This is a genomic window from Vicinamibacterales bacterium, assembly GCA_035699745.1.
Taxonomy (GTDB): domain Bacteria; phylum Acidobacteriota; class Vicinamibacteria; order Vicinamibacterales; family 2-12-FULL-66-21; genus JAICSD01.
In genome coordinates this window covers 21971-43276 of the sequence record DASSPH010000109.1, presented here as the reverse complement: position 1 = coordinate 43276, position 21306 = coordinate 21971, and the positions used below count along the sequence as shown (strand labels likewise).

General features: G+C 69.3%; 18 protein-coding genes. 10 read left to right on the top strand and 8 right to left on the bottom strand.

The window, feature by feature from the left end; all coding sequences use genetic code 11:
• The 5 genes from VFK57_25640 to VFK57_25620 form a co-directional block, all read left to right on the top strand.
• Nucleotides 1-1604: SMP-30/gluconolactonase/LRE family protein (locus VFK57_25640; protein ID HET7699128.1), on the top strand; the 1604-nt coding region annotated here is incomplete at its 5' end.
• 29 nt (nucleotides 1605-1633) lie between these two features.
• A complete protein-coding gene (locus tag VFK57_25635) occupies nucleotides 1634-2551 on the top strand; it encodes a sugar phosphate isomerase/epimerase family protein (protein ID HET7699127.1) in 918 nt (305 codons plus the stop codon).
• Nucleotides 2552-2721: 170 nt separating this feature from the next.
• The gene (locus tag VFK57_25630; GenBank protein ID HET7699126.1) at nucleotides 2722-3177 is read left to right on the top strand and encodes a FecR domain-containing protein; all 456 of its coding nucleotides are present in this window, start codon (nucleotides 2722-2724) and stop codon (nucleotides 3175-3177) included.
• A gap of 120 nt (nucleotides 3178-3297) precedes the next feature.
• Nucleotides 3298-3840 carry an OmpA family protein gene (locus VFK57_25625; protein ID HET7699125.1) on the top strand — a complete coding sequence of 181 codons (543 nt, stop codon included), beginning with the start codon at nucleotides 3298-3300 and terminating at the stop codon, nucleotides 3838-3840.
• Between the two features lie 7 nt (nucleotides 3841-3847).
• On the top strand, nucleotides 3848-5794 hold the full coding sequence (locus tag VFK57_25620; protein ID HET7699124.1) for a CHASE2 domain-containing protein: 1947 nt from the start codon (nucleotides 3848-3850) through the stop codon (nucleotides 5792-5794).
• A gap of 19 nt (nucleotides 5795-5813) precedes the next feature.
• Here the strand turns inward: VFK57_25620 and VFK57_25615 are convergent, their stop codons facing one another.
• Nucleotides 5814-5957 carry a hypothetical protein gene (locus VFK57_25615; GenBank protein HET7699123.1) on the bottom strand — a complete coding sequence of 48 codons (144 nt, stop codon included), beginning with the start codon at nucleotides 5955-5957 and terminating at the stop codon, nucleotides 5814-5816.
• Between the two features lie 68 nt (nucleotides 5958-6025).
• Between VFK57_25615 and VFK57_25610 the strand changes: the two genes are divergently transcribed.
• On the top strand, nucleotides 6026-9436 hold the full coding sequence (locus VFK57_25610) for a TonB-dependent receptor (protein HET7699122.1): 3411 nt from the start codon (nucleotides 6026-6028) through the stop codon (nucleotides 9434-9436).
• A gap of 4 nt (nucleotides 9437-9440) precedes the next feature.
• On the opposite strand, the gene VFK57_25605 is transcribed toward VFK57_25610, so the two are convergent.
• Complete coding sequence (locus VFK57_25605) at nucleotides 9441-10337, bottom strand: alpha/beta hydrolase-fold protein (GenBank protein HET7699121.1); 897 nt, start codon at nucleotides 10335-10337, stop codon at nucleotides 9441-9443.
• A gap of 27 nt (nucleotides 10338-10364) precedes the next feature.
• Here VFK57_25605 and VFK57_25600 point away from each other — a divergent pair, with 27 nt between their 5' ends.
• Together VFK57_25600 and VFK57_25595 are read left to right on the top strand one after the other, a co-directional pair.
• Complete coding sequence (locus VFK57_25600) at nucleotides 10365-11279, top strand: helix-turn-helix domain-containing protein (GenBank protein ID HET7699120.1); 915 nt, start codon at nucleotides 10365-10367, stop codon at nucleotides 11277-11279.
• Nucleotides 11280-11293: 14 nt separating this feature from the next.
• Nucleotides 11294-11800, top strand: a complete 507-nt coding sequence (locus VFK57_25595; GenBank protein ID HET7699119.1) for a DUF5655 domain-containing protein — start codon at nucleotides 11294-11296, stop codon at nucleotides 11798-11800.
• A 333-nt stretch (nucleotides 11801-12133) separates the two neighbouring features.
• Here the strand turns inward: VFK57_25595 and VFK57_25590 are convergent, their stop codons facing one another.
• Nucleotides 12134-13282, bottom strand: coding sequence for a helix-turn-helix domain-containing protein (locus VFK57_25590; GenBank protein ID HET7699118.1), 1149 nt, complete (start codon nucleotides 13280-13282; stop codon nucleotides 12134-12136).
• A gap of 94 nt (nucleotides 13283-13376) precedes the next feature.
• Here VFK57_25590 and VFK57_25585 point away from each other — a divergent pair, with 94 nt between their 5' ends.
• A complete protein-coding gene (locus VFK57_25585; GenBank protein HET7699117.1) occupies nucleotides 13377-13982 on the top strand; it encodes a Crp/Fnr family transcriptional regulator in 606 nt (201 codons plus the stop codon).
• On the opposite strand, the gene VFK57_25580 is transcribed toward VFK57_25585, so the two are convergent.
• Nucleotides 13868-14737, bottom strand: a complete 870-nt coding sequence (locus VFK57_25580) for a class I SAM-dependent methyltransferase (GenBank protein HET7699116.1) — start codon at nucleotides 14735-14737, stop codon at nucleotides 13868-13870. The two genes, VFK57_25585 and VFK57_25580, sit on opposite strands and share 115 nt — an antisense overlap.
• 280 nt (nucleotides 14738-15017) lie before the next feature.
• Here VFK57_25580 and VFK57_25575 point away from each other — a divergent pair, with 280 nt between their 5' ends.
• Nucleotides 15018-15806 (top strand): hypothetical protein, encoded by a 789-nt coding sequence (locus VFK57_25575; protein HET7699115.1) that lies wholly within the window; start codon nucleotides 15018-15020, stop codon nucleotides 15804-15806.
• Here VFK57_25575 and VFK57_25570 read toward each other — a convergent pair.
• The 4 genes from VFK57_25570 to VFK57_25555 are packed head-to-tail and all read right to left on the bottom strand — an operon-like array spanning nucleotide 15754 to nucleotide 21266.
• Nucleotides 15754-17565 (bottom strand): PQQ-binding-like beta-propeller repeat protein, encoded by a 1812-nt coding sequence (locus tag VFK57_25570; GenBank protein ID HET7699114.1) that lies wholly within the window; start codon nucleotides 17563-17565, stop codon nucleotides 15754-15756. The two genes, VFK57_25575 and VFK57_25570, sit on opposite strands and share 53 nt — an antisense overlap.
• Before the next feature lie 28 nt (nucleotides 17566-17593).
• Nucleotides 17594-18256, bottom strand: coding sequence for a DUF2306 domain-containing protein (locus tag VFK57_25565; protein HET7699113.1), 663 nt, complete (start codon nucleotides 18254-18256; stop codon nucleotides 17594-17596).
• Between the two features lie 4 nt (nucleotides 18257-18260).
• Nucleotides 18261-20897 (bottom strand): ADOP family duplicated permease, encoded by a 2637-nt coding sequence (locus VFK57_25560; protein HET7699112.1) that lies wholly within the window; start codon nucleotides 20895-20897, stop codon nucleotides 18261-18263.
• A gap of 9 nt (nucleotides 20898-20906) precedes the next feature.
• Nucleotides 20907-21266 carry a PadR family transcriptional regulator gene (locus tag VFK57_25555; GenBank protein ID HET7699111.1) on the bottom strand — a complete coding sequence of 120 codons (360 nt, stop codon included), beginning with the start codon at nucleotides 21264-21266 and terminating at the stop codon, nucleotides 20907-20909.
• Nucleotides 21267-21306: the final 40 nt, after the last annotated feature.

Here is a 21306-nt window from a genome sequence, read left to right as displayed (position 1 = left end):
TCAAGGGAGAGTTCGCGGACAGCAAGGTCTACCCGGGTACGTGGCGCGAATACTGGGTGTACATCCCGGCCAAACTCGACCGCGCCAAGCCCGCTCCGGTGATGGTGTTCCAGGACGGCCTCCAGTACAACGCGCCCGTCGTCTTCGACAATCTCATTCACAAGCAGCAGATTCCGCCGATCGTCGGCATCTTCGTGATGCACGGGCGGGTCAGGGCGCCGCACGGCGAGGCGCTCGATCGCATGAACCGGAGCTTCGAGTACGACTCGGTGAGCGAGGACTACGCCAGGTTCCTGATCGAGGAACTGCTGCCGCACGTCGCGAAGGCGCACGGCCTGTCGCTGTCGTCCGACCCGAACGACCGCGGCATCGCCGGCAACAGCAGCGGCGCCATCGCCGCGTTTGCCGCCGCGTGGCAGCGGCCCGACGCGTTCCGCCGCGTGTTCAGCGCGATCGGGACCTACGTCGGGCTGCGCGGCGGCAACGAGCTCCCGATGCTGATCCGCAAGACGGAGCCCAAACCGATCCGCGTCTTCCTGCAGGACGGCTCGAACGATCTCAACAACTACACCGGCAACTGGTTCGTCGCCAACCAGGACATGCAGTCGGCGCTCGAGTTCTCCGGCTACGACGTGAAACATGAATGGGGCGACGGCGCCCACAACAGCCGCCACGCGACCGCGCTCTTCCCCGACGCGCTGCGCTGGCTGTGGCGCGACTATCCGGCGCCGGTCAAGGCGAATCCCGAGGGGAAATCGCGGCAGGACGTCTACCAGACGCTGCTGCCCGGTGAAGACTGGCAGCTGGTGAGCGAGGGCCATCGCGCGACGGATGGTCCGGCGGTGAACGACAAGGGAGAGCTGTTCTTCAGCGAGCCGGCGGCCAACCGCATTCACAAGGTCGGCCTCGACGGCAAGGTCAGCGTGTTCGCCGAGAACACCAACGGCGCAAACGGGATGATGTTCGGCCCCGACGGCCGTCTCTACGCCGGCGCGACCCGCAGCAGGCAGATCGTCGCCTACGACCCCTCCGGAAAGACCGAAGTGATCGCGCAGGACGTCGCCGTCAACGATCTCGCGGTCAACGTGAAGGGCGATCTGTACTTCACCGACTCCGCGGCGAAGAAGGTCTGGTACATCCGCAAGGGCGGGACGCCGCGCGTCGTCGACGAAGGGATCGAGTATCCCAACGGGGTGATGTTCTCACCCGATCAGACGCTGCTCTACGTCTCGGATTATGCGGCGCAGCTCTCGTGGGCGTTTCAGATTCAGCCGGACGGCTCGCTCGCGCACAAGCAGAGATACTTCTACGTCCACATGCCCGACGCGGCGACGCGGAGCAGCGCCGACGGGATGGTCGCCGATACCAGCGGCAGCGTCTACATCGCCACCGCGCTCGGCGTGCAGGTGTTCGATCAGATCGGCAAGTGCCACGCGATCATTCCCGCGCCGGCGCGGGGGGCGCTCTCGAGCGTCAGGTTCGGGGGCGCGAGCCTCGACGAGCTGTACGTGACCAACGCGGGACGCGTGTTCAAGCGCAAGGTGAAGACCAGGGGGGTCGTCTCCTGGCGGGCGCCGATCAAGCCGCCGCCCCCGCGCCTGTAACCGAGTAGACTTCTGCGCCGGGGTGACCGATGACTGTGACGCGCCGTGAGTTTCTGATGGCGTCGGCGGGAGCGTATATGGCAGGGGGACGCATTCAGAAAGGGCCGCTCTACAAGATCTCTCTGGCCGAGTGGTCGATCAACCGATCGCTCTTCGCCGGCAAGATGCAGCACCTCGACTTCGCGAAGATTGCCAGGAGCGCCGGGATCGACGCCATCGAGTACGTGAATCAGTTCTTCAAGGACAAGGCGAAAGACGCCTCCTACCTCGCGGAGATGAACACGCGCGCCCGGGGCGAAGGGGTGACGCAGGTGCTCATCATGTGCGACGCCGAAGGAAACCTCGGCGACCCGGACGGCGCCAGGCGGCAGACCGCGGTCGAAAACCACTACAAGTGGGTGGAGGCGGCGAAGACGCTCGGCTGCCACACCATCCGGGTCAACGGTTACAGCGCCGGCACGCCGGACGAGCAGATGCGGCTGGTGGCCGACGGCATGCGGAAGCTGTGCGAGTTCGCCGACCCGCACGGCATCGATGTCGTCATCGAGAACCACGGCGGCCTCTCGAGCAACGCGAAATGGCTCGTCGAGACCATCAGGCGGGTCGGCCACAAGCGCGCCGGCACCCTGCCCGACTTCGGCAACTTCCGCATCGCGGGGCCGGGCCGCGACAACCCCGGCGCCAGCACCGAGAGCTACGACTCGTACGTCGGCGTGGCCGAGATGATGCCGCTCGCCAAGGGCGTCAGCGTCAAGCCGCGCGTGTGGGACGCCCACGGCAACCAGAGCGACATCGATCTGCGCCGGATGATGAAGATCGTGGTGGATGCGGGATGGCGCGGCCACTGCGGCATCGAGCACGGCGTCGAAGGCCGCGAGATCGAGAGCATCGTCGAACTGCGCAAGCAGCTCGAGTCGGTGCGCGACGCCCTCGGCGCGAGCGCCTGATTCGGATCTACTGAACCTGGCGGGGGATGGGCCCCCGGCGGCCCGCGGGCATGCGAGGTGCACAGAATGACGGGCATTCGCAATTTGCTCGTAAATTCTGCAGTCCGGGGGCAGGGGGATCACGGTATCGTAAGCCGCTGTCCCGGTCTGGAGCGCTGAGGGAGGATTACATGCACGGCCTCATTCGGTCGGTCGGCGTCCTCGCGGTTGTCGTCACGGCGTCGACCGCGCCGGTGTACGCGCAGCAACCGGCGCCCGCGGGGCACATCAAGACCGTTGCCGGCACGGCGTTCATCGTCCGCAACAACGCCACCGTGGCTGCCAAGCCCGGCGACGCGGTGTTCGCCACCGACGCTCTGCGAACCGGCGCCGACGGCAAGGTCGGCGTCACCCTGCGAGACGACACCCGCATCTCGCTCGGGCCGGCCAGCGAAGTGCGCATCGATCGCTACGTCTACGCCCCCGGCGAAGGCGGCCTCGGCATGGTGCTGAAGTTCGTCCGTGGCGCCGCCGTCTACGTGTCGGGACGCATCGCCAAGCTGGCGCCCGATTCCATCCGCCTCGAAGCGCCTGCCGCGATCGTCGGCGTCCGCGGAACGACGGTGGCGATTCGCGTCGAGCCGTAGCGCAGAACGACAGCCGGTATGACAGGCGCGCGTCCGCTGGCGCTTCACGCACTGGTTGCCGCAGTCCTCGTCACAGGCTGCGGCGGCAAGCGTCCGCCGGCGGCGGCGCCAGGACCGGCGGTGCCGCCGACACTCATCGCGCTGCTGCCGGATCCCGAAACGAAGAACACCGGCCGCGCCCGCGTGTTCAATGAATTCGGCTCGACCAACCTGGTCACGCCGCGCGCCGCCTCGCTCGCGACCGGCACCGCCGCGCCGGGCGCGGTGACGACGATCAGCGAAGAGGAAGTGGCGCAGTTGTTCGGCGACGCGCTCTCCGCCATGCCCCCGGCGCCGCGTCATTTCACCCTGCAGTTCCGCTTCGAGTCCGACGCGCTGACGTCCGAGTCCGCGGCGCAGATTCCCGAGATCCTCAAGGCCGTGAAGGCCCTTGCCGTTCCCGAGGTGGTCGTCGTCGGCCACACCGACACGATGGGAGACGGCAAGTCGAACCTCTCGCTCGGCCTGAAGCGCGCCGAGATGGTGCGGTCGATCCTGGTTCAGGCCGGACTCTCCCCGGGAACGATTGACATCACGTCTCACGGCGAGGCGGACCTGCTGGTGCAGACCCGCAACAACGTTCCCGAGCCACGCAACCGGCGCGTGGAGATCACCGTCAGGTAGCCGCGTCATGGCCGCCACTCCGCGCCTGTCGCGCCGCCGCCTGATCCTCGCCAGCGGGATCGCGCCCGTCCTGCTCGTCTGCATGCTCACCCTGCTCCGCCCCGCCGCCCTGGCGCGGCTCGACGACGCCGCCTACGACGTCGTGGTGCGGATGACCGGGACGAAGCCGCCGGATCCCGGCGTGGCGATCGTCGACGTCGACGAGCGCAGCCTCGAATCGGTCGGCCAGTGGCCGTGGCGCCGGGACGTCGTCGGCCAGCTGGTCGTGCGGCTGCGCGACGCGGGCGCGGCAGTGGTCGCGATCGACATCATGTTCGCCGAGCCGGATCGATACGTCAGCACCGGCGGAGCGAACGCCGAGTCGCCCGACGAGGCATTCGCGCGCGCGCTGCGCGAGTCCCCGGCCGTGCTCGGCTACGGGTTGCATTTCGATCCGCGTGCCTCGGCCAGGCGTCCGTGCGTGCTGCACCCCGCGCCGCTCGCCATCGTGCAGCCGCCGGATGCGCCGGCCGCGCTGCCGTTGTTCCAGGCGACCGCGACCGTCTGCAACCTGCCGATCCTCTCGGAGGCGGCCCGCCGGTCCGGGTTCCTCAACGCCGCGCCGGATCGCGACGGCATCCTGCGCCGCGTGCCGCTTCTCGCGGAGCTGGACGGCCGCGTCTACCCGAGTCTCGCGGTCGCGGCGGTTACTGCGGCGCACCCGGCGTCCCCCATGGTTCTGCGCGTCGAGAACGTCAACGCATCGCAGCTGTCGATCGGCGATCGCGTCGTCCCGCTGGACGGCCGCGGGAACCTGTTGCTCGGATTCCGCGGCAAGAGGCGGACGTTTCCGTATTTCTCCGCGGCCGACGTCCTCAACGGGACGATGCGGGCCGATGCCCTGCGCGGCAAGATCGTGTTCGTCGGCACCACCGCACTCGGCACCCGCGAAGTCGTCGCCACCCCGCTCGACACGCAGTTCGTCGGCGTCGAAGTCCAGGCGACGACGGCAGACAACCTGCTGCAGCAGGACTTCGTCCACCGCACGCCGTTCGGATCGTCCCTCGACGCGCTCGCCGTGCTGGCGATCGGGATCGCGCTGGCCATGGTGATCACCTCGGCCGGCGTCGTCGCCGGTCTGGCGGCGGGCGCCGTCAGCGTCATCGGGCTGTGGTGGGGCGCGGCGTGGCTGCTCGAGAGCCATCGCGTCGCCGTATCGCCGCTGTTCTCGACCATGGCGATCCTCGCCTGCGTGTCGGCGATGACGCTGGCCAAGTTCACCGTCGAGCGCGGCCGCGCCGACACCGAGAGCCGCGAGAAGGCGGCGGCGCAGCGCCTGATGGTGCAGACGCTGCTGTCGCTCACCGAAGTCCGCGACGCCGAGACCGGGCGGCACTCACGCCGCACGCAGCAGTACGCGCGGCTGCTCGCCGAGCCGCTCGCCGCCCATCCGGAATACCGGGACTACTTGACCCGCGAGCGGATCGATCTGCTCGCCAGCCTCGCGCCGCTGCACGACATCGGCAAGGTCGGCATCCCCGATCGCGTCTTGAACAAGCCGGGCGCCCTCACCGCCGAAGAGCAGATGGAGATGCGGCGCCACCCGGAGCTCGGACGCGAGGTGATCCTCAAGGCCGAAGCCCGCGTCGGCGTCCGCGACGACGTGACGCTGCAGCTGGCGAAGGACATCGTCTACACCCACCACGAGCGCTGGGACGGCACCGGCTATCCGCAGGGGCTGCAGGCCAACGACATTCCGGTCGCCGGCCGAATCATGGCGCTGGTGGACGTCTACGACGCGGTGCGCGCCCGATCGCTCTACAAGAAGTGCATGAGCCACGACGAAGCCGTGGCGTTGATCGTGCGCGGCAAGGGGACGCACTTCGATCCCGCGGTGGTGGACGCGTTCCTGCGCGTGTCGGAGTCGTTCGAAGTGGTGTCGAGCGAGGCCCTGCCCGAGGTCGTGCGCGCCTGATCGGCCGCGCCCCGTCAACTCACATCTCGGCCAGCTGCTCGATGGCGCCGGTGCTGTCGCCGATCTGCTCGGCGCGGACGCGGAGGCGGATCGGCCGGGCGCGCTGCGCCATCCCCAGCGCTTCCATCCATCGCATGAGCGCCGCGGCCACCAGCACGCGCATCGCCCGCCGATTATCGCCGATCCGCCGGCCCGGATCTGACGTAACATCCGCCGCCAGGGGAGGTCGTCATGCAGAACCTCGTTCGCGCCTCGCTTTTCCTGGCACTCCTGGTTCTCGCCGCACCGGCGGCCGCTCAGACCGTCACCGGGACCGTCACCGGCATCGTCAAGGACACGAGCGGGGCGGTTCTTCCCGGCGTCACCGTGACATTCACGCAGCTGGAAACCAGCCGCAAGGAGGCGGTCGTCACCGACGGCGACGGGCGCTACACCTCGCAGCCGCTGCCGCTCGGCACCTACCGCGTCGAGGCCGCGCTGAGCGGGTTCAAGTCGTCGGTCAGGGCGCCGATACCGCTGACGATTGACGACGTGGCGCGCGTGGACTTCACGCTGGAAGTCGGCACCGTGCAGGAGGTGGTGGAGGTCCGCGCCGAAGCCGCGCTGGTGGATGCACGAACCTCGTCGGTCGGCAAGCTGGTGGACAACCGGCGGATCGCCGAGCTGCCGCTGAACACGCGGAACGTCTATTCGCTGATCTACCTGACGCCCGGCGTCGCCGGCACCATCGGCAACGCCTACGGCGACCTGCGCTACACCATCAACGGCGCGCGGCCGCGCAGCAGCGACACGCTGGTCGACGGCGTGACGGCGACGTTCCCGACCGTCACCGGCGGGCAGGGCATCTCCGTGTTTCCGTCCGTCGACGCGATCCAGGAATTCAAGGTGCTCGGGGCCACGTTCCCGGCGGAGTTCGGGCGCAGCCTCGGCAGCGTGATCAACGTCGCCTACAAGGCGGGATCGAACACCTTCCGCGGCAGCGCCTACGAGTTCCTCCGCGACTCGGCGTTCGACTCGAGGAACTACTTCCAGAAACTCCGCGGCGAGAAGCCCGGCGACTTCTCCCGCCATCAGTTCGGCGGATCGGCGGGAGGGCCGCTGCAGATCGGCAAGACGTTCTACATGGCGTCGTTCGAAGGGCTGCGCGAGAACGCGTTCGCCTCGGCGACGCTCACCGTGCCGACGGCGCGCGAGCGTCAAGGGGACTTCTCGCAGACGTTCGCGGCGAACGGACAGCTGGTGCGGATCTTCAACCCGTTCACCACCAGGGCGAATCCGGCCGGGGGCTTCATCCGCGATCAGTTCGCGGACAACCGGATTCCGGCGGGCCTCATGGATCCGGTGGCGCTCAACATCCTGAAGTACTACCCGCTGCCGAATCAGCCCGGCGACGCGGTGACGGGGCGGAACAACTACTACACCACCGGGACGTCGAATCTCGACACCGCGAACACGGACGTGCGCGTCGACCGCAACTTCAGCGCCGCCGGGCGCGGGTTCGTGCGCTACTCGCACCGCTTCGTGCGCACCGCGCCGCTCCAGGCGTTCCCCGACGATCTGGCGATTGCGGAAGGGCGCGTCATCGAGGAGAACCGCACGCACAACTTCGTCGCCGAGTACAACCGCACGCTCGGACGATCGACGCTGCTCACCGCCCGCGTCGGCTTCGCGCGCACGCTGTTCGTCTACGACAACCAGGGGCTCGGCTTCAAGCCGTCCAGCCTCGGCCTGCCGGCGTCGATCGACAACGCGGTCGATCGGGTGATGTTCCCGGCGATCGGCGCCACCAATTACGTCTCGCTCGGCGGCAACGACCATCGCTACAACGCGTTCATGAGCTATCCCGCGCTGGTCAGCCTGACGCGCACCTCGTCGAAGCACACCGTCAAGGCCGGCCTCGACGCCCGGATGATTCGCGTCAACGTCTGGGAGGCGCGCGCCGCCGGCACGTTCAACTTCTCGCCGGCGATGACGCAGGGGCCGAACCCGACCACCGCCAGCACCACGGCCGGCAACGCCGTCGCCTCGCTGCTCCTGGGGACCGGAACGGCGAACAACGCGCTGATTCAGAACTGGAAGAACGTCGCGGCCAACAACCTGTACTTCGGCGGCTACGTGCAGGACGACTGGCGCGCCACCAGCCGTCTCACGATCAACCTCGGACTGCGCTACGACTTCGAGACGCCGCGGACCGAGCGGTTCGATCGCATGAACTACTTCGACCCGAACGCCACCTCGCCTCTGGCGAGCGCCGTGCCGCAGTACCCGAACCTCAAGGGGGGACTGGTCTTCGTCGGCGTCGACGGCAACAGCCGGTGGCAGTTCGAGCCGGACAGGAACAACCTCGGGCCGCGGCTCGGCGGCGCGTTCGAGATCAACAGCAAGACGGTGCTCCGCGCCGGCTACGCGCACCTGTACGGGCCCTCGTATCAGCAGGCGAACGGCACCGTCGGACCGTTCGGCTTCCGCACCGAGAACCTGTGGGTCGCGACGATCGACGGCATCACGCCGTTCCGCCTGCTGCGCGATCCGTATCCGGCGGGATTCACCGCGTCCCCCGGTTCGAGCCAGGGGCTGCTGACCGGGGTCGGCGGCAGGCTCGAGGCGCCGCTTCGCGACGGCAGCCAGACCCCGTGGACGCGCCAGTGGAACGTCACCGTGCAGCGGGAGCTGCCCTGGCGCATCGGCGCCGAGATCGCATACGTCGGCACGGCCGGGCACAACCTGCAGACCAACACCGAGGGGGGCCTCAACATCAACCAGCTCGATCCGCAGTACCTCGCGCTCGGGTCCGCGCTGAACCAGACCGTTCCCAATCCGTTCTTCGGCATCGTGAGCAGCGGCATCCTCGTGTCGCAGACGATGAGCCGCGCCCAGTCGCTGCGGCCGTTCCCGCAGTTCACCGACATCATTCCGCTGCAGAACACCGGCGCGACGTCTCTCTACCAGGCGCTGCAGATCAGCGTGAACCGGCGGATGAGCAACGGCATCGCGGTCGCCGGGTCGTACGCCTGGTCGAAGGCGGAAGAGGAAGGAGAGTCGCACCAGAACAGCTACGACATCGCCGCCAGCCGGTCGGTCGCGAGCTACGACATCCCGCACCGGCTGGTGGTGAGCGCGCTCTACGAACTGCCGTTCGGCCGCGGCCGCAGGTTCGGCGGCGAGGCGCCGCTGTGGCTCGACGCGATCGCCGGCGGCTGGCAGATCAACGGCATCGCCACCCTGCAGAGCGGCACGCCGCTGACGATCTCCGCCAGCAACACCGCCGGACTCTTCAATCCCGTGACGCGGGCGAACTGGAACGGCGAGGATCCCCGCCTGGACGGGCCCGCCGAAGAACGGCTCCAGCGCTGGTTCAACACCAGCGTGTTCACCCAGCCGCCGGCATTCACCTTCGGGAACGCCGGCGCCACGTTCCCGCTGCTGCGCACGCACCACGTGCGCAACCTGGACCTCTCGCTGTTCAAGCACTTCACCTTCGGCAACCTGCGGCTGCAGACCCGCGTCGAGGCGTTCAACGCGCTCAATCGCGTGCAGTTCGGTTCGCCGAACACCAGCGTGGCCTCCAGTTCGTTCGGCGTGGTGACGTCGCAGGCCAACACGCCGAGACAGCTGCAGTTCGGCGTGAAGCTCCTCTGGTAGGCCTTCAGCGCTTGACGGGGTCGTTGAACGAGCGCTCGCGCGTGTCGTTCGGATCGGTCGACACCGGGTGGTCGCGCCAGAGCCAGCGCAGCATGTCCGGCATGATCGCGCCGGCCTGCTTCTGTCCGTGCCGGCCGATCCCCCAGGTGTAGTTCAGATCGTAGCCCTTGTCCGACAGCGCCCGCATCAGGCGGACGTTCTGCAGGAACCAGTCGCGCGTCTCGTCGTACTTGCCGTCGCGGATGCCGCGGTTGTCGTTGCGGCCGTCCTGCAGGTACACCCGCAGCGGCTTCTTCGCGCTCGTCCGCACGATCTCGGCGTAGGCGTGGCCGCCGCGGAGGTTGACGAAGCTGCCGATCATGCTCATCACCTTGCGGAACGCGTCCGGGCGCTGCCATGCGACGGTGAACGCCGCGATCGCCCCCGAGCTCGCGCCGCCGATGCCGCGGTGCTCCGGATCCTTCGAGATGTTGAACTCCTTGTTCAACGCCGGCAGCAGTTCGTCCACCACCACGCGCGCGTACTTGTCGTCGAGGGAGTTGTATTCGGCGGGACGGTTGGTATCGCGATCGCCCCAGTTCTGCGGCGTCGGCTCCGGTTGATCCGGGCGCCGGCCGGGATTGATGAACACGCCGATCATCACCGGGATCTCCCGGCGGTAGATCAGATTGTCGAGCACGTTCGGCGCGCGCAGATCGCCGTCCATGTTCTTGAACGCCTGGCCGTCGTTGAACACCATCAGGCTGGCCGGCGCCGCCGGATCGTATTGCGCCGGGACGTAGACCCAGTAGGTGTGCCGCGTCCCGGGATACGCCTCGCTCGGCAGGGTAAACGGCCCGCGGACCTCGCCTTTCGGCACCCCGTCGCGCGGCAGCGAGTCCGGGCCGAGTTGGTAGTGCATGTCCGCATTTGGGGAGGCCGGCGGCGTTTGTTGGACGATCGCTGCCGCCGCGACCGCGAGGCCGGTGACGAGGAAGATGGTCTTCATGCGCCAGAACTCTGGCTCCGCGCGGCGGGAACGTCAAGTCCACCTCAGCCGCGGCGTGGACGGACAGCTGGAGCGATAGTTGCGATCGACGCGCATGTGACCGACGTCTCGGCGCGCCTTCGGGCTGCCCGGCAACGGGCAGGTCTCACGATCGCGGACCTTTCCGCCTCCACCAAAATCCGCGCCGCCTCCCTCGAAGCCATCGAACGGGGGGATTTTGCGTGCCTGCCGGGTGATTTTTATGCCCGCGCGTTCCTGCGGACGTACGCGTCTCAGGTCGGCCTGTCGCCGCAGGCGATCATCAGCGAATACGAACTCGAACATCCTCACGCCGAGCCCGCCGAGCTGGCTGAACCGGACTCTCCGGGGTCCGTGCGCCGCGCGACATCGCAGCTCCTGTCCGCCGCAACCAGCTCTGGCGTGGTGATCGCGCTCGCCGTCGCCCTCCTGGCACTCGCGGTGGCGAACCGGCCCGATCGCCCGCGACCGGCCGAACCCGGCGCCGTCGGCACCAGCGGCGACACGGCGTCCCTGGCGGCTCCCGCGCGCTCGACCCCGGCAACGGCGGCCCCCGCCGCGGCCCGGCCGGCGCCGCGTCAGCTGACCATCGACATTCAGGCCGCCGCGCCGCTGTGGGTGACGGGCGCGGCCGACGGCAGGCGCGTGCTGTATCGGCTGCTCGCGCCGGGTGAACGCGTGACCGTCAACGCCGCCGAGTCACTTGCCTTCCGTGTCGGCGACGCGTCCGCGTTCACCTACTCCATCAACGGCGCGCCCGGCAAACCGCTCGGCGCCGCCGGCGAAGTTCGCGACATCGAGATCACGCGCGACAACTTCGCCGCCTTCGTCCGCTGACCCTGCAATCGTCCATGGCGCGGCGACAGTGCTACCACTGCAAGGACTGGATCGAGGAAGGCGAGCCGCACGACTGCTGGACGACGACCGAGGCCGCGCTCACCGCCGATCTGACCGAGGATCTCCGCGACGCGTGGGAGCGGTTGCGCGAGTCCGCCGTCGAATTCGGCGACCAGCGCATCTACGCGTCGCACAAGTCCATCATGTTCTCGCGCACGTCGTGCTACTTCTTCGTCCGGCCGAAGAAGAGCTTTCTCGAGGTGTGCGTGTTCCTGCCGCGCGCGCTGAAGCACCCGCGCATCCGCCGCGTCCTCCCGTCGTCGAAATCGAAGTTCGCCCACATCGTTCCGATCCGGCACCGGGACGAAGTGGAGGCGCCGATCACCGATTGGCTGCAGCAGGCATACGCCTTCGCCGGAGAGATCGCGCGGACGCCGACTCGGCGCGCAAAGCGGCCATCGGATCGATCCGCGAAGCGCGCCGCGCCGGCACGCAGCCGGCCACGGCGGCGACGAACGTGAGCACCAGGAGCATCGCCGCGAAGGTTAGCGGATCGGTCGCGGCCACGCCGTAAAGCAGTCCGCTCGCAAGGCCGGCCAGCCCCCACGACGCCAGCGTCCCGAGCGCGCCGCCAGCCAGCGTCTGCGCGCTCACCATTCCCTGGACGTTGCGCGCGGACGCGCCGATCGCCATGCGGATGCCGATCTCCTGGCGTCCGCTGTCCGACCGAACAGGAGATCAGCCCGCAGATCCTGACGCCGGCTGTCGAGGGCCATGAATGAGAGCTTTGACGATCGCAGGACCGACCGGCGCGGGTGCGGGGACGGCGAGCCGCTCCTGGTCGACTGCGGGCGTCAGACCGCAGTGGACATCTGCTGGCGGGCCGGGCGATCCCCTTCCGAGGGAAGCGGCTGATCGGACGCCGCGGGCGCGGCGCCGACGAGCTGCGCCAGCATCGCGGCGAAGACGACCGCGACGGCGCGGACGGCATCGGACTCTTCGGATCCCGGCGGCAGTTCGATCGCGAGCACGCCGGCGCACCCGCCCGGAATCTGGAGCGGCACGGCGAGCGCGGCGCTGGCCTCCGGGCTGCCGCCGATGCCGAGCGTCTCGGACGACCGGAAGGCGGCCGCGGTGAGATTGTCGTCGTTCGGCTTGAGCCGCGGGAGCTGTGCCACCAGCTTGTCGGGGTAGCCGTAGACGAGCGCGGGCTGCAGTTCCTCCGCGATCGAATCCCACACCCAGACGATCAGGCCGCGCGCGCCGAGGATCGCGGCCGCCTCCCGCAGCAGCGGCGGCATCTGCGTCGCGTTCTCGACGCGCCCCAGAGCCGTGCACAACCCGGCGGCGGCGAGCAGGTCGATCGCGATCGCCGGCGACGCGGCCTCGGGCGTGATTGGTGCCGGCGCGGGTTCGTCAGCCGCGCTCGTGGCGGTCTCGTCGAACGCGGCCGGCGGATCCATCGCGGCTTCGGCCGCGGGAGGCAGCCCGGCGAGAGGCTCCGGCTCGGGAAACGCCGCCGGTTCGTCGAGGGGACCAGCCAGCTCGGGTTCGACTCGCGGCGGACGCGACGCAGGCGCGCCCAGGGACAGGGCGCTGCCGGTCGTTCCCTGCGGCTGCATCCGCTCGTCGGCGGCCGGTGCGCGCCGGAGCCTGGAGAGCGACCCGACGGCGGATCCGAACAGGTGACGAAGGCGCGTCGAAGCTCCGCCGTTACCCGGGGCTCCGTCCTGCGGCACCGCACCCGCATCGATCACTTCGGGGGTCTCGGGATAGTTCGTCAGGAACTCGGCGAGGGTGGCGTCGGGATCGAGGCCGATGGCTTTGGCGTAGGAGCGAACGTAGGCGCGACGGAAGATTCCGGGCGGCCAGTGCGCCAGGTCGTCGCGCTCGAGCCCGTCGAGGAGCGACATCTTGATCTTCGTCTGCCCCGCGATGACGCTGAGCGGAATCCCTCGTTCTTCACGGTGCTGGCGCAACCGGGCGCCAAAGGAAGATGTCATGTGAAGTACCGACGCGCAGTGCTACGTACTTTAACGCCGTTCGCGCGCAGATGCCATCACTGATGCGAAGGAATTTTGACGGTAGACTCTGCGCGTGCCCGACTCGCCGCCCGCGTTCGAGACGCTGCGCGCCTATCTCGAGGCGCGCGCCTCGTTCACCGGCGATGAGCTCGCGTTCATGCGCGGCCTCTTCGTCGCGAGGCGGCTGGCGGCGGGCGAATTCCTGCAGCGCGCCGGCGAGGCCGCGCGCCACGCCGCGTTCGTCGCCTCCGGCTGCCTGCGCAGCTACGTCATCGATGCGCGCGGCAAGGAACATATCGTCCAGTTCGCGCCCGAGACGTGGTGGCTCGCCGACAGCGAGAGCCTGACGACCGGAGCACCCTCGCGTTACTTCTACGACGCCGTCGTCGACTCCGAGCTGCTGCTCATCGACGGCCCGTCGCACCAGCGGATCGTCGAGCGCGTGCCCGGCTACGGCACCGCGATGCGGACCGGACTGCAGCGCCACGCCGCCGCCAAGGATCACCGGATCGTGAGCGCGCTCAGCGCCAGCGCGGAGGAGCGGTACCTCGCCTTCCTCGCGACCTACCCCTCGATCGCGCAGCGTGTTCCGCAGAAGATGCTGGCGTCGTATCTCGGCGTGTCGCCCGAGACGCTCAGCCGCATCCGCACGAAGCTCTCCCGCGCGTCGCGCAGGTAGTCCCCGTCGCGGGCCCCGCCGGTCTTGCTGGCGACGACGATCAGGCGCGGCGAGGACGCGCCCTCAAAGGGAGCGAGCTGGTAGTCCCCGTACACGGTCTCGATCGTCAGCCCGTAGAGCGCGAACATCAGGCGGAAGTCTTCCAGCGAGAAGGCGGCCACGCGCTCCTCGTACTCGATGACGGGGGCTCCGCTTCCCGCGTCGACGGCGATCCGCTTGAAGATATGGGCCGCATCGGCGCGCCGCGAGATCCTGAAGCGCACCCCGTCCCGCTCCACCGCTTCATACGGCGTGAGCTGCGCCGCGGCGCGGGCCGCGTTCAGGTAGTCGAGCACGAACACGCCGCCCGGCTTCAGCGAGGCGGACACGTTGCGCACCACCGCCAGGTGCTCCTCGGCGCGCTCGAAGTACCCGAAGCTGGTGAACAGGTTGAACACGATGTCGAACGTGTCGAACCCGAACGGCACCCGCATGTCGTGGCGCGCGAAGCGCAGCCGCTCGTGCGCGTGGAGCGACGCGGCGCGGATGCTGTCCGCCGCCAGATCCAGCCCGGTCACGTCGAGTCCCTTGTCCGCGAGCCGGCGCGCGTGCCGTCCCGCGCCGCAGCCGAGATCGAGCACCGACGCGCCGGCGCCCGGCCCGAGCCGGGCGATGAGGGCGTCGACGAACCGCGACGCTTCGCTCTCGTCGCGATGCGCGTACAACCGGTGGTAGTAAGGCGAGTCGAACCAGGACGCAAACCATTCGGACTTCATCGCGGTCTCCCCCGGGCCCGTCATGACGGCCCGTGGGATCACGATAGAGAGCGGCGTCGGGCTGGTAATTGATCTGGATCAAGATCGTCTTGACGGCCGGCCCGCAGGGGTGCGACAGTGCTGTCGGCGCTGGCCTGGCGCCTCACCCCGGCCTGGCCTCCCCCCGCGGGGCTGCGATCGGGGCAAAGGGGTTCCACACCTCGGGCCGTCAACGTGGGTTCTTCACGGTCGCGCGACCATCAGGCGGGGGCTGGCGGACGTGTGACCAGGAAGGACCGTCATGACTCGCGCCCGCGCTCTCAAAGCCGTCATCCGTGCCCGCGCCGCGAAGACCGGCGAACGCTACACCACTGCCCGGCGGCACGTTCTCGCCGCGCTGACGCTCGCGCCGCCGCAGCCGGCGCCGCTTTCACCGCCTGAAAGGCCCAGGGGCGGTGTTTCCGACGCGAAGGTGCGCGAGAAGACCGGCCGCGGACTCGACCACTGGTTCTCCGTGCTCGATCGCTTCGGCGGACCGGGGAAAGGGCATACCGCGCTCGCACGTCATCTCTATGACGACCACGCGGTGCCAGGCTGGTACTCGCAAGGCATCACCGTGGCCTACGAGCGGGCGCGCGGCGTCCGCGCCGCGAATCAGCGCTGCGACGGCGAGTACGAAGTCTCGGTCTCGAAAGTCGTCAACGCCCGGGTGGCCGACGTGGTCGAGGCGCTCGCCGTTGCCAGGCGCCGCAAACGCTGGGGCGCCGGTGTCGACGCGGCGCTGCTGCAGGCGCTCTCCGCGGCGCTGGACGGCAAGGACGGCAAGGGCTTCGTCGTCCGCCCCGACGGCCTGGGACGGTTCCGTTACAAATGGGACAAGACGACCGTGCAGCTCTATCTCATCCCGAAGACCGGCAAGGTCTCGGTGGTCGCCACGAACAGCCGGCTGGCGGATGCCGCGATGGTCGAGGCCCGGCGCCGGACGTGGCGAGCCGCGCTCGAACGTCTGGCAGCCCTGTTCGCGAGCGGACCCACGCTCACTGGTTCTGCACGCCGAGCCGGAAGGCCGCCATCTCCTGTCCGTTCCTGAGATAGAGGCGGTCGCCCACGACGACGGGGTGATTCCAGGTCTTCCCTTCGATCGCGGGGATCCGTGCCGCGACTTCGGTGAACTGATCCGGTGTGGCGCGCACGAGCGCCAGCTCGCCCGCCTCTGAAACCACCAGCAGCAGATCCTGCTCCGCGAGGAGCAGGATCTGACCGTTGCCGTACCGCCCCCCCTTCCACTTGCGCGTGCCGTCTGCGAGATCGATGCAGGCGAGGATGTTGCCGTCGAACCCGTAGGCATGTCCTTCGTGCACGACGTAGTCGTTGAAGTACGGCTTCAGCCCGTTCGTCGTCCAGCGCTCCTCCACCTGCCATTGATCCCCCGAGTGGGAGACGGCCAGACGCCGCGTACCCAGACCGCCCATCGCGTCCGAGGAACTGAACAGGACGTCCCGCTCGCCGATCACTGCCGGCTGCACGATCGGCACCCCGGCGAAGTCGTTGCTCCACAGCACGGTCCCGGTCGACGGCGCGACACTCGTCAGACCCGCACCCGCGAGCAGCAGTACCTGCGGCACACCATCGATCACGGCAAACTGCGGCGAGCTGTAGCTCCCTCCCCTCGATTTCACGAACCATCGCTTGTTCCCCGACTCGCGGTCGTACCCGAGCAGCGCGCCCGAGACGGCGACCACGACGATGTCGTCGAGCACGACCGGTGAGCTGGTGATGCCCCACCCGGGAAGCTTGATCGCGGCGTCTGCGATCGCGTCGCGCTTCCAGACGGCGGCGCCGGTGGCCGCGTCGAGCACCTTGAGAATGCCCGTCGCGCCGAGCGCATAGACGCGCCCGCCGCTCACCGTCGGCGTTCCGCGCGGCCCGGCGCCGCCGTTCGACTCGTAGAAGCGGACGGGATCCTTGTGCATCCACGCGGGCTTGCCGGTATTGATGCGATACGCGGCGACGATCTCGTCGGGACCGCGCTGTTCCTGGGTGAACAAGAGATCTCCGGCGACGGCGAACGACGACCAGCCCGGCCCGATCGGGCGGCGCCAGATCTCGGCGGGGGGCGCTGTCGTCCAGTCGGTGGGAATCTGCACGCCGCGCACCACGCTGTTGCGTTCGCCGCCGCGGAATCCCGGCCAGCGCACGTCCATCTTCACGGGCACCGGGGCAACGGATCGGCTTGCCGCCGCTGCAGGTTCGGCCTCGACGCGCGCGGCGGGGGCCGCCGTCGCCGGTGACGCGGCGGGCGCGGCCACCGGGGCCGGCGGCGGTGTGTCCTGTGCCTGTGCGAGGAGTCGATCCTCGGCTGTCGGGGTCCAGCGCCAGCTCAACTGAGATGCGCCGCCGAACAGCCCGTCGGTCCGAATCAGCGTGAACGAGGCGCACGCGATCAGTACCGCGGCGGAAATGGCGGCCGTTCGGCGGTGCGGCGCAAAGCGCTGGCCGATGACGGCGCCGATCACCAGCGCCACCGGCAGCATCTGCACCGCCATGGCGACGAGCATCAGGCCCATCATTCCGCCGGCGATCGATGGATGGACGACCAGGCGGACGGCGGCCGTCGCGGCGATCGTCAAGGCGAGAATGCCGAGCCGTTCGCGCCAACGCGCCCGGCTGAAGAACAGCCACCACAGGACGATCGCGGCGCCGGCCGCCATCGAACCGAGGGTCGCGATCAGCCCGCCGTTTTCGAGCACGCGCGGCGCGAGGTATTTCAATGCCAATAACAGGGCGGCGGCGGCGACACCCGGCCACAGCCGGAGCGGTTTGAGAGAAGCCGGTGCGTTGGTGTTCATCTGGATTGCCTCGGATGCAGCGAATGGTTCACAGCGCCTCGGACACGCCGGCCGTCAGCACGCGCGCGGACGTTCGTCTCGCACGCAGCCGCCACAGCCACACCGCCATCGCCGCCAGCGCGACGAGCGGAAGGATGCGGAACGGCGGCAGACGCAGCGGTTCCGGCACGCGTGCGGGCGGACCAAGGAAGAAGGAAGCGGCGGCAACGAACAAGCCGGTGCACATGCGCCACAGATGGCGCTTCAGCCTCGCGGCGCCGTCGAGGCCGCCCGTGCGCAGCATCCGCCGATCGCCATTCCCGCCGAGCAGCGCGATGCCCGCGAACATCAGCAGCGGTGCGGTGAATGCACCCTGGCTGCCGCTGACAGCGATCGCCGAGGCGACGGCGCCGAACAGGAACGCCGCGATCATCGCCGCCCGCTCGAACGTTTGCAGCCGCGCCGAGCGCGGACGCACCGTGACGTAGGCAGTCGCGATCAGATAGGCGGTCACGAGTCCCGCCGGGATGTTCACCGCGGCGCCCGGACGGCCCGCCGCGACGATCGCGCCGGTGAGCGCCATGACCAGCATGGCGCACACGAAGATCGTTCCGCTGCGCCGGTGCACCGACGCACCCTTGGTCGCGAACAGCGCGAGATAGCCGGTGAGAATTGCGACCGCGCCGGCAGCGACGTGAACCGGGAGGAGCATGACTTCACTCCGAACGGAGAGCCTGCAGAACGTCGACGCGGGAGGCGCGCGCGGCCGGCACGAGCGAGGCGGCAAGCGCCGCGGCGATCAGGACGGCGGCGGCGACCGCCGCCGGCAGGAGTCCCGGCCCCTGCGTCGCCGTGATCATGCGCGCCGCGGTTCGGGTCAACAGATACCCGCCGGCGGCGCCGGTGACGACGCCGACGGCCGCGATGACCGCGCCTTCGGACACGACGCGCCTCAACAGCCTCCGCGGCGCACATCCGACCGCCATGCGGATGCCGAACTCGCGCGTCCGGGCACTCACCGAGAACGCCAGCACCCCGGCCACACCGACGATCGAGATGAGCAGCGCGATCCCCGCGAACCCGGAGAAGACGAACGCATTCAGGCGTTCCGGCGACAGCACCGTGGCGCGGACGTCCGCCAGCGTCGCCGCGCGCTCCACCGGCTGCTCCGGGGCCAGCTCACGAACCGTGCGGGTGATCGCCGGAACCAGCGTGTACGGATCACCGGCGACGCGCACGAACAGGCGGCCGCCGACGCCGAGCTGCTGGACCGGCAGATACAGCGTCATCGCGGTCTCCCGCACGACGTTCTCGTCGTCCACGTCACCGACCACGCCGACGATCCGGCTGGGCAACGGCGCTCCATTGATCGGGTTGCGCCACTGCAGCCGCCGGTTCAAGGCGTCGCCGCCCGGAAACAGCCGCTGCGCGATCGACTGGCTGATGATCGATACGAGTTCGTTGCCGCGCCGGTCCTCGTCGGTGAAGTCGCGCCCGGCCACGAGCGGAATGCCGACGACGCCGAAGAATCCCGGCGTCACCATGCGAAGGCGCGTGCGCGGATCCTCTTCGCCCGCGGACCGCTGATAGCCGTCGATCGTGAAGGGCACGTTCGGCCCGTTTCCACCCGCGTCGCGCCATGGCGCGAAGCTGCCGACCGCCGCTCCGGCGACGCCGGGCAGCACGCCGATCCTGCGGATCGCGTCGCGGTAGAAGCCCAGGACCTTGGCGTCTCCCATCCCGACGCCCGTCGCCGGCGTCGGGATGTCGAACACCAGCACGTGATCCATGTCGTAACCGGTGTTCGCGTGCCGCATCGACATCAGCGTCGCCACCAGCATTCCGGCGCCCGCGAGCAGCACGAACGAACACGCAATCTGCGTCGTCGCGAACACGCGGAGGCGGCGATTGGTTCCCGGCGTCATCCGGATGCTGCCGCTCGACAGCCCCAGCCCCGCCGGCCCGTGACTCGATGGGAGCCGCGGCACGTAAGCGAGCAGCACCGCGGCGGCGAGGGCGAGCCCGGCCGCGATCCACAGGACGCTCTGATCGACGCGGACGTCGAGCGCCCGGATCGAGAACCGCGCCGCGTAGCTCGCGACCATGTCGACGAAAGGACCCGCCAGCACCAGGCCGAGCGCCGCGCCCGCGCCGCACAGCAGCAGGCTTTCGGCGAGCAGCGTCCGTCGAAGCGCACCGGTTCCGGCGCCGAGCGCGGCCCGGACCGCCAGCTCTCCCTCCCGCCGGACGGAGCGCGCCAGGATCAGATTGGCCACGTTGGAGCACGCGATCACGAACACCACCGCCGCCGCCGCGAGCAGCACGATCAGCACCGTGCGCGCCGGCGAGGCGATGCGATCGCGCAGCCGCTCGGTGGTGACGCGCACGTTGGCCTGCGGTGAGTACGCCGCTGGATGCGCCTGCATGATCGCGGCGTGTGCCGCGGTCAGCTCGGCGCGCGCCTGCTCGAGCGTGGCGCCCGGCGCGAGGCGCCCGAACAGCTCCGTCATGCGGTGCGTGCGGCTCGTGACCATCAGCGCGCTCATGTGGTGCGGGCTCGCCACCACGTTCGCGATTACTTCCGTCGTTGCCGGGTAGGGAATCGACGGCTCGAGAACGCCGACGATCGCCGCCGGGTTCGGCCCGAGCCGTATCGTCCTGCCGACCACGGAGGGATCGCCGTTCAACGACGTGGTCCAGAACCGGTGCGTGAGAACCACGACCGGCGTGGCGTCGGGTCCGTCGTCCCGGGCATCGACCAGGCGTCCGAGCGCGGGCCGCAGCCCCATCACCTCGAAGAACGATCCGCTGACGACGCCGGCCTTCACGACGCGCGGCTCGGGTGTGAGGCCGACCATGGTGAACTCGACGGTCGAGAAATCGCCGAACGCCGCGATCGAGGTGACGCGCGACTTCAGATCGGTCACCTCCGGGACGGAGAAGGTGATGTTGTCGGCGCCGATGCCGGGGGCGCTCTGACGGATGTAGACGAGGCGTTCCTCGCCGCGATTGACGAGCGGCCGCAGCAGCACGCCGCGGACGACGCTGAAGATGGCGGCGTTGGCGCCGATGCCCAGTGCGAGCGTCACCACCACCGTGGCGGCGAGTCCCTTGGCCCGTCGCAGGGAGCGCAGTGCGATGCGAAGGTCCCGGCCAAGCGCGGCGGCGCCGTCGATCCACCGGCTGTACCACACCTGCCGCATCGACTCTCGCACGGCAGGCACGTAGCCGAGCTCGCGCAGCGCCGCCAGCCGCGCCGCTTCCGGGTCCTCCCCGGCATCGATGCGCTCGCGCACGCTGATCGCCAGGTGCGCGCGGATTTCGTCGTCCAGCTCACGTTCGTCGGGACGCATGGCCTGGTCTCACTCGTCGGTGCCTGGGGCGGGCTGCATGATCCGGCCGATGGCGTTGACCAGCTGGGTCCAGCGCGATTCCTCGCGCAGCAGCTGCTTCCTGCCTTCGGCGGTGAGCCGGTAGAACTTGGCGCGCTGGTTGGCCTGGCTGACACCCCATTCGGCGTTCAGCCAGCCGCGTTTCACCAGCCGGTGCAGCGCGGGGTAAAGGGAGCCGGTTTCGACCTTGAGCAGGTCGTCGGACTGGGTCCGAATCGCCTGCCCGATGCCGTGGCCGTGCTGGGGCCCCCACTGAAGGGTGCGCAGAATGAGCATGTCGAGCGTGCCCTGGAGCAGCTCCAGGCGCCCGTCGTCGGAGTGTTTTGCCATAGCCGTAGAGAGTCTACGGCTTTAGACGTAGGCCGTCTAC

Coding starts and splice junctions, on each gene's coding strand:
- VFK57_25605 (HET7699121.1), bottom strand. CDS start 10,337: ATGCACTACCAACTCGGCCCGGACTCGCTGCCGCGCGACGGGGTGCCG.
- VFK57_25570 (HET7699114.1), bottom strand. CDS start 17,565: ATGAACACCAACGCACCGGCTTCTCTCAAACCGCTCCGGCTGTGGCCG.
- VFK57_25580 (HET7699116.1), bottom strand. CDS start 14,737: ATGAAGTCCGAATGGTTTGCGTCCTGGTTCGACTCGCCTTACTACCAC.
- VFK57_25590 (HET7699118.1), bottom strand. CDS start 13,282: ATGACATCTTCCTTTGGCGCCCGGTTGCGCCAGCACCGTGAAGAACGA.
- VFK57_25610 (HET7699122.1), top strand. CDS start 6,026: ATGCAGAACCTCGTTCGCGCCTCGCTTTTCCTGGCACTCCTGGTTCTC.
- VFK57_25560 (HET7699112.1), bottom strand. CDS start 20,897: ATGCGTCCCGACGAACGTGAGCTGGACGACGAAATCCGCGCGCACCTG.
- VFK57_25565 (HET7699113.1), bottom strand. CDS start 18,256: ATGCTCCTCCCGGTTCACGTCGCTGCCGGCGCGGTCGCAATTCTCACC.
- VFK57_25595 (HET7699119.1), top strand. CDS start 11,294: ATGGCGCGGCGACAGTGCTACCACTGCAAGGACTGGATCGAGGAAGGC.
- VFK57_25635 (HET7699127.1), top strand. CDS start 1,634: ATGACTGTGACGCGCCGTGAGTTTCTGATGGCGTCGGCGGGAGCGTAT.
- VFK57_25630 (HET7699126.1), top strand. CDS start 2,722: ATGCACGGCCTCATTCGGTCGGTCGGCGTCCTCGCGGTTGTCGTCACG.
- VFK57_25555 (HET7699111.1), bottom strand. CDS start 21,266: ATGGCAAAACACTCCGACGACGGGCGCCTGGAGCTGCTCCAGGGCACG.
- VFK57_25615 (HET7699123.1), bottom strand. CDS start 5,957: ATGCGCGTGCTGGTGGCCGCGGCGCTCATGCGATGGATGGAAGCGCTG.
- VFK57_25575 (HET7699115.1), top strand. CDS start 15,018: ATGACTCGCGCCCGCGCTCTCAAAGCCGTCATCCGTGCCCGCGCCGCG.
- VFK57_25620 (HET7699124.1), top strand. CDS start 3,848: ATGGCCGCCACTCCGCGCCTGTCGCGCCGCCGCCTGATCCTCGCCAGC.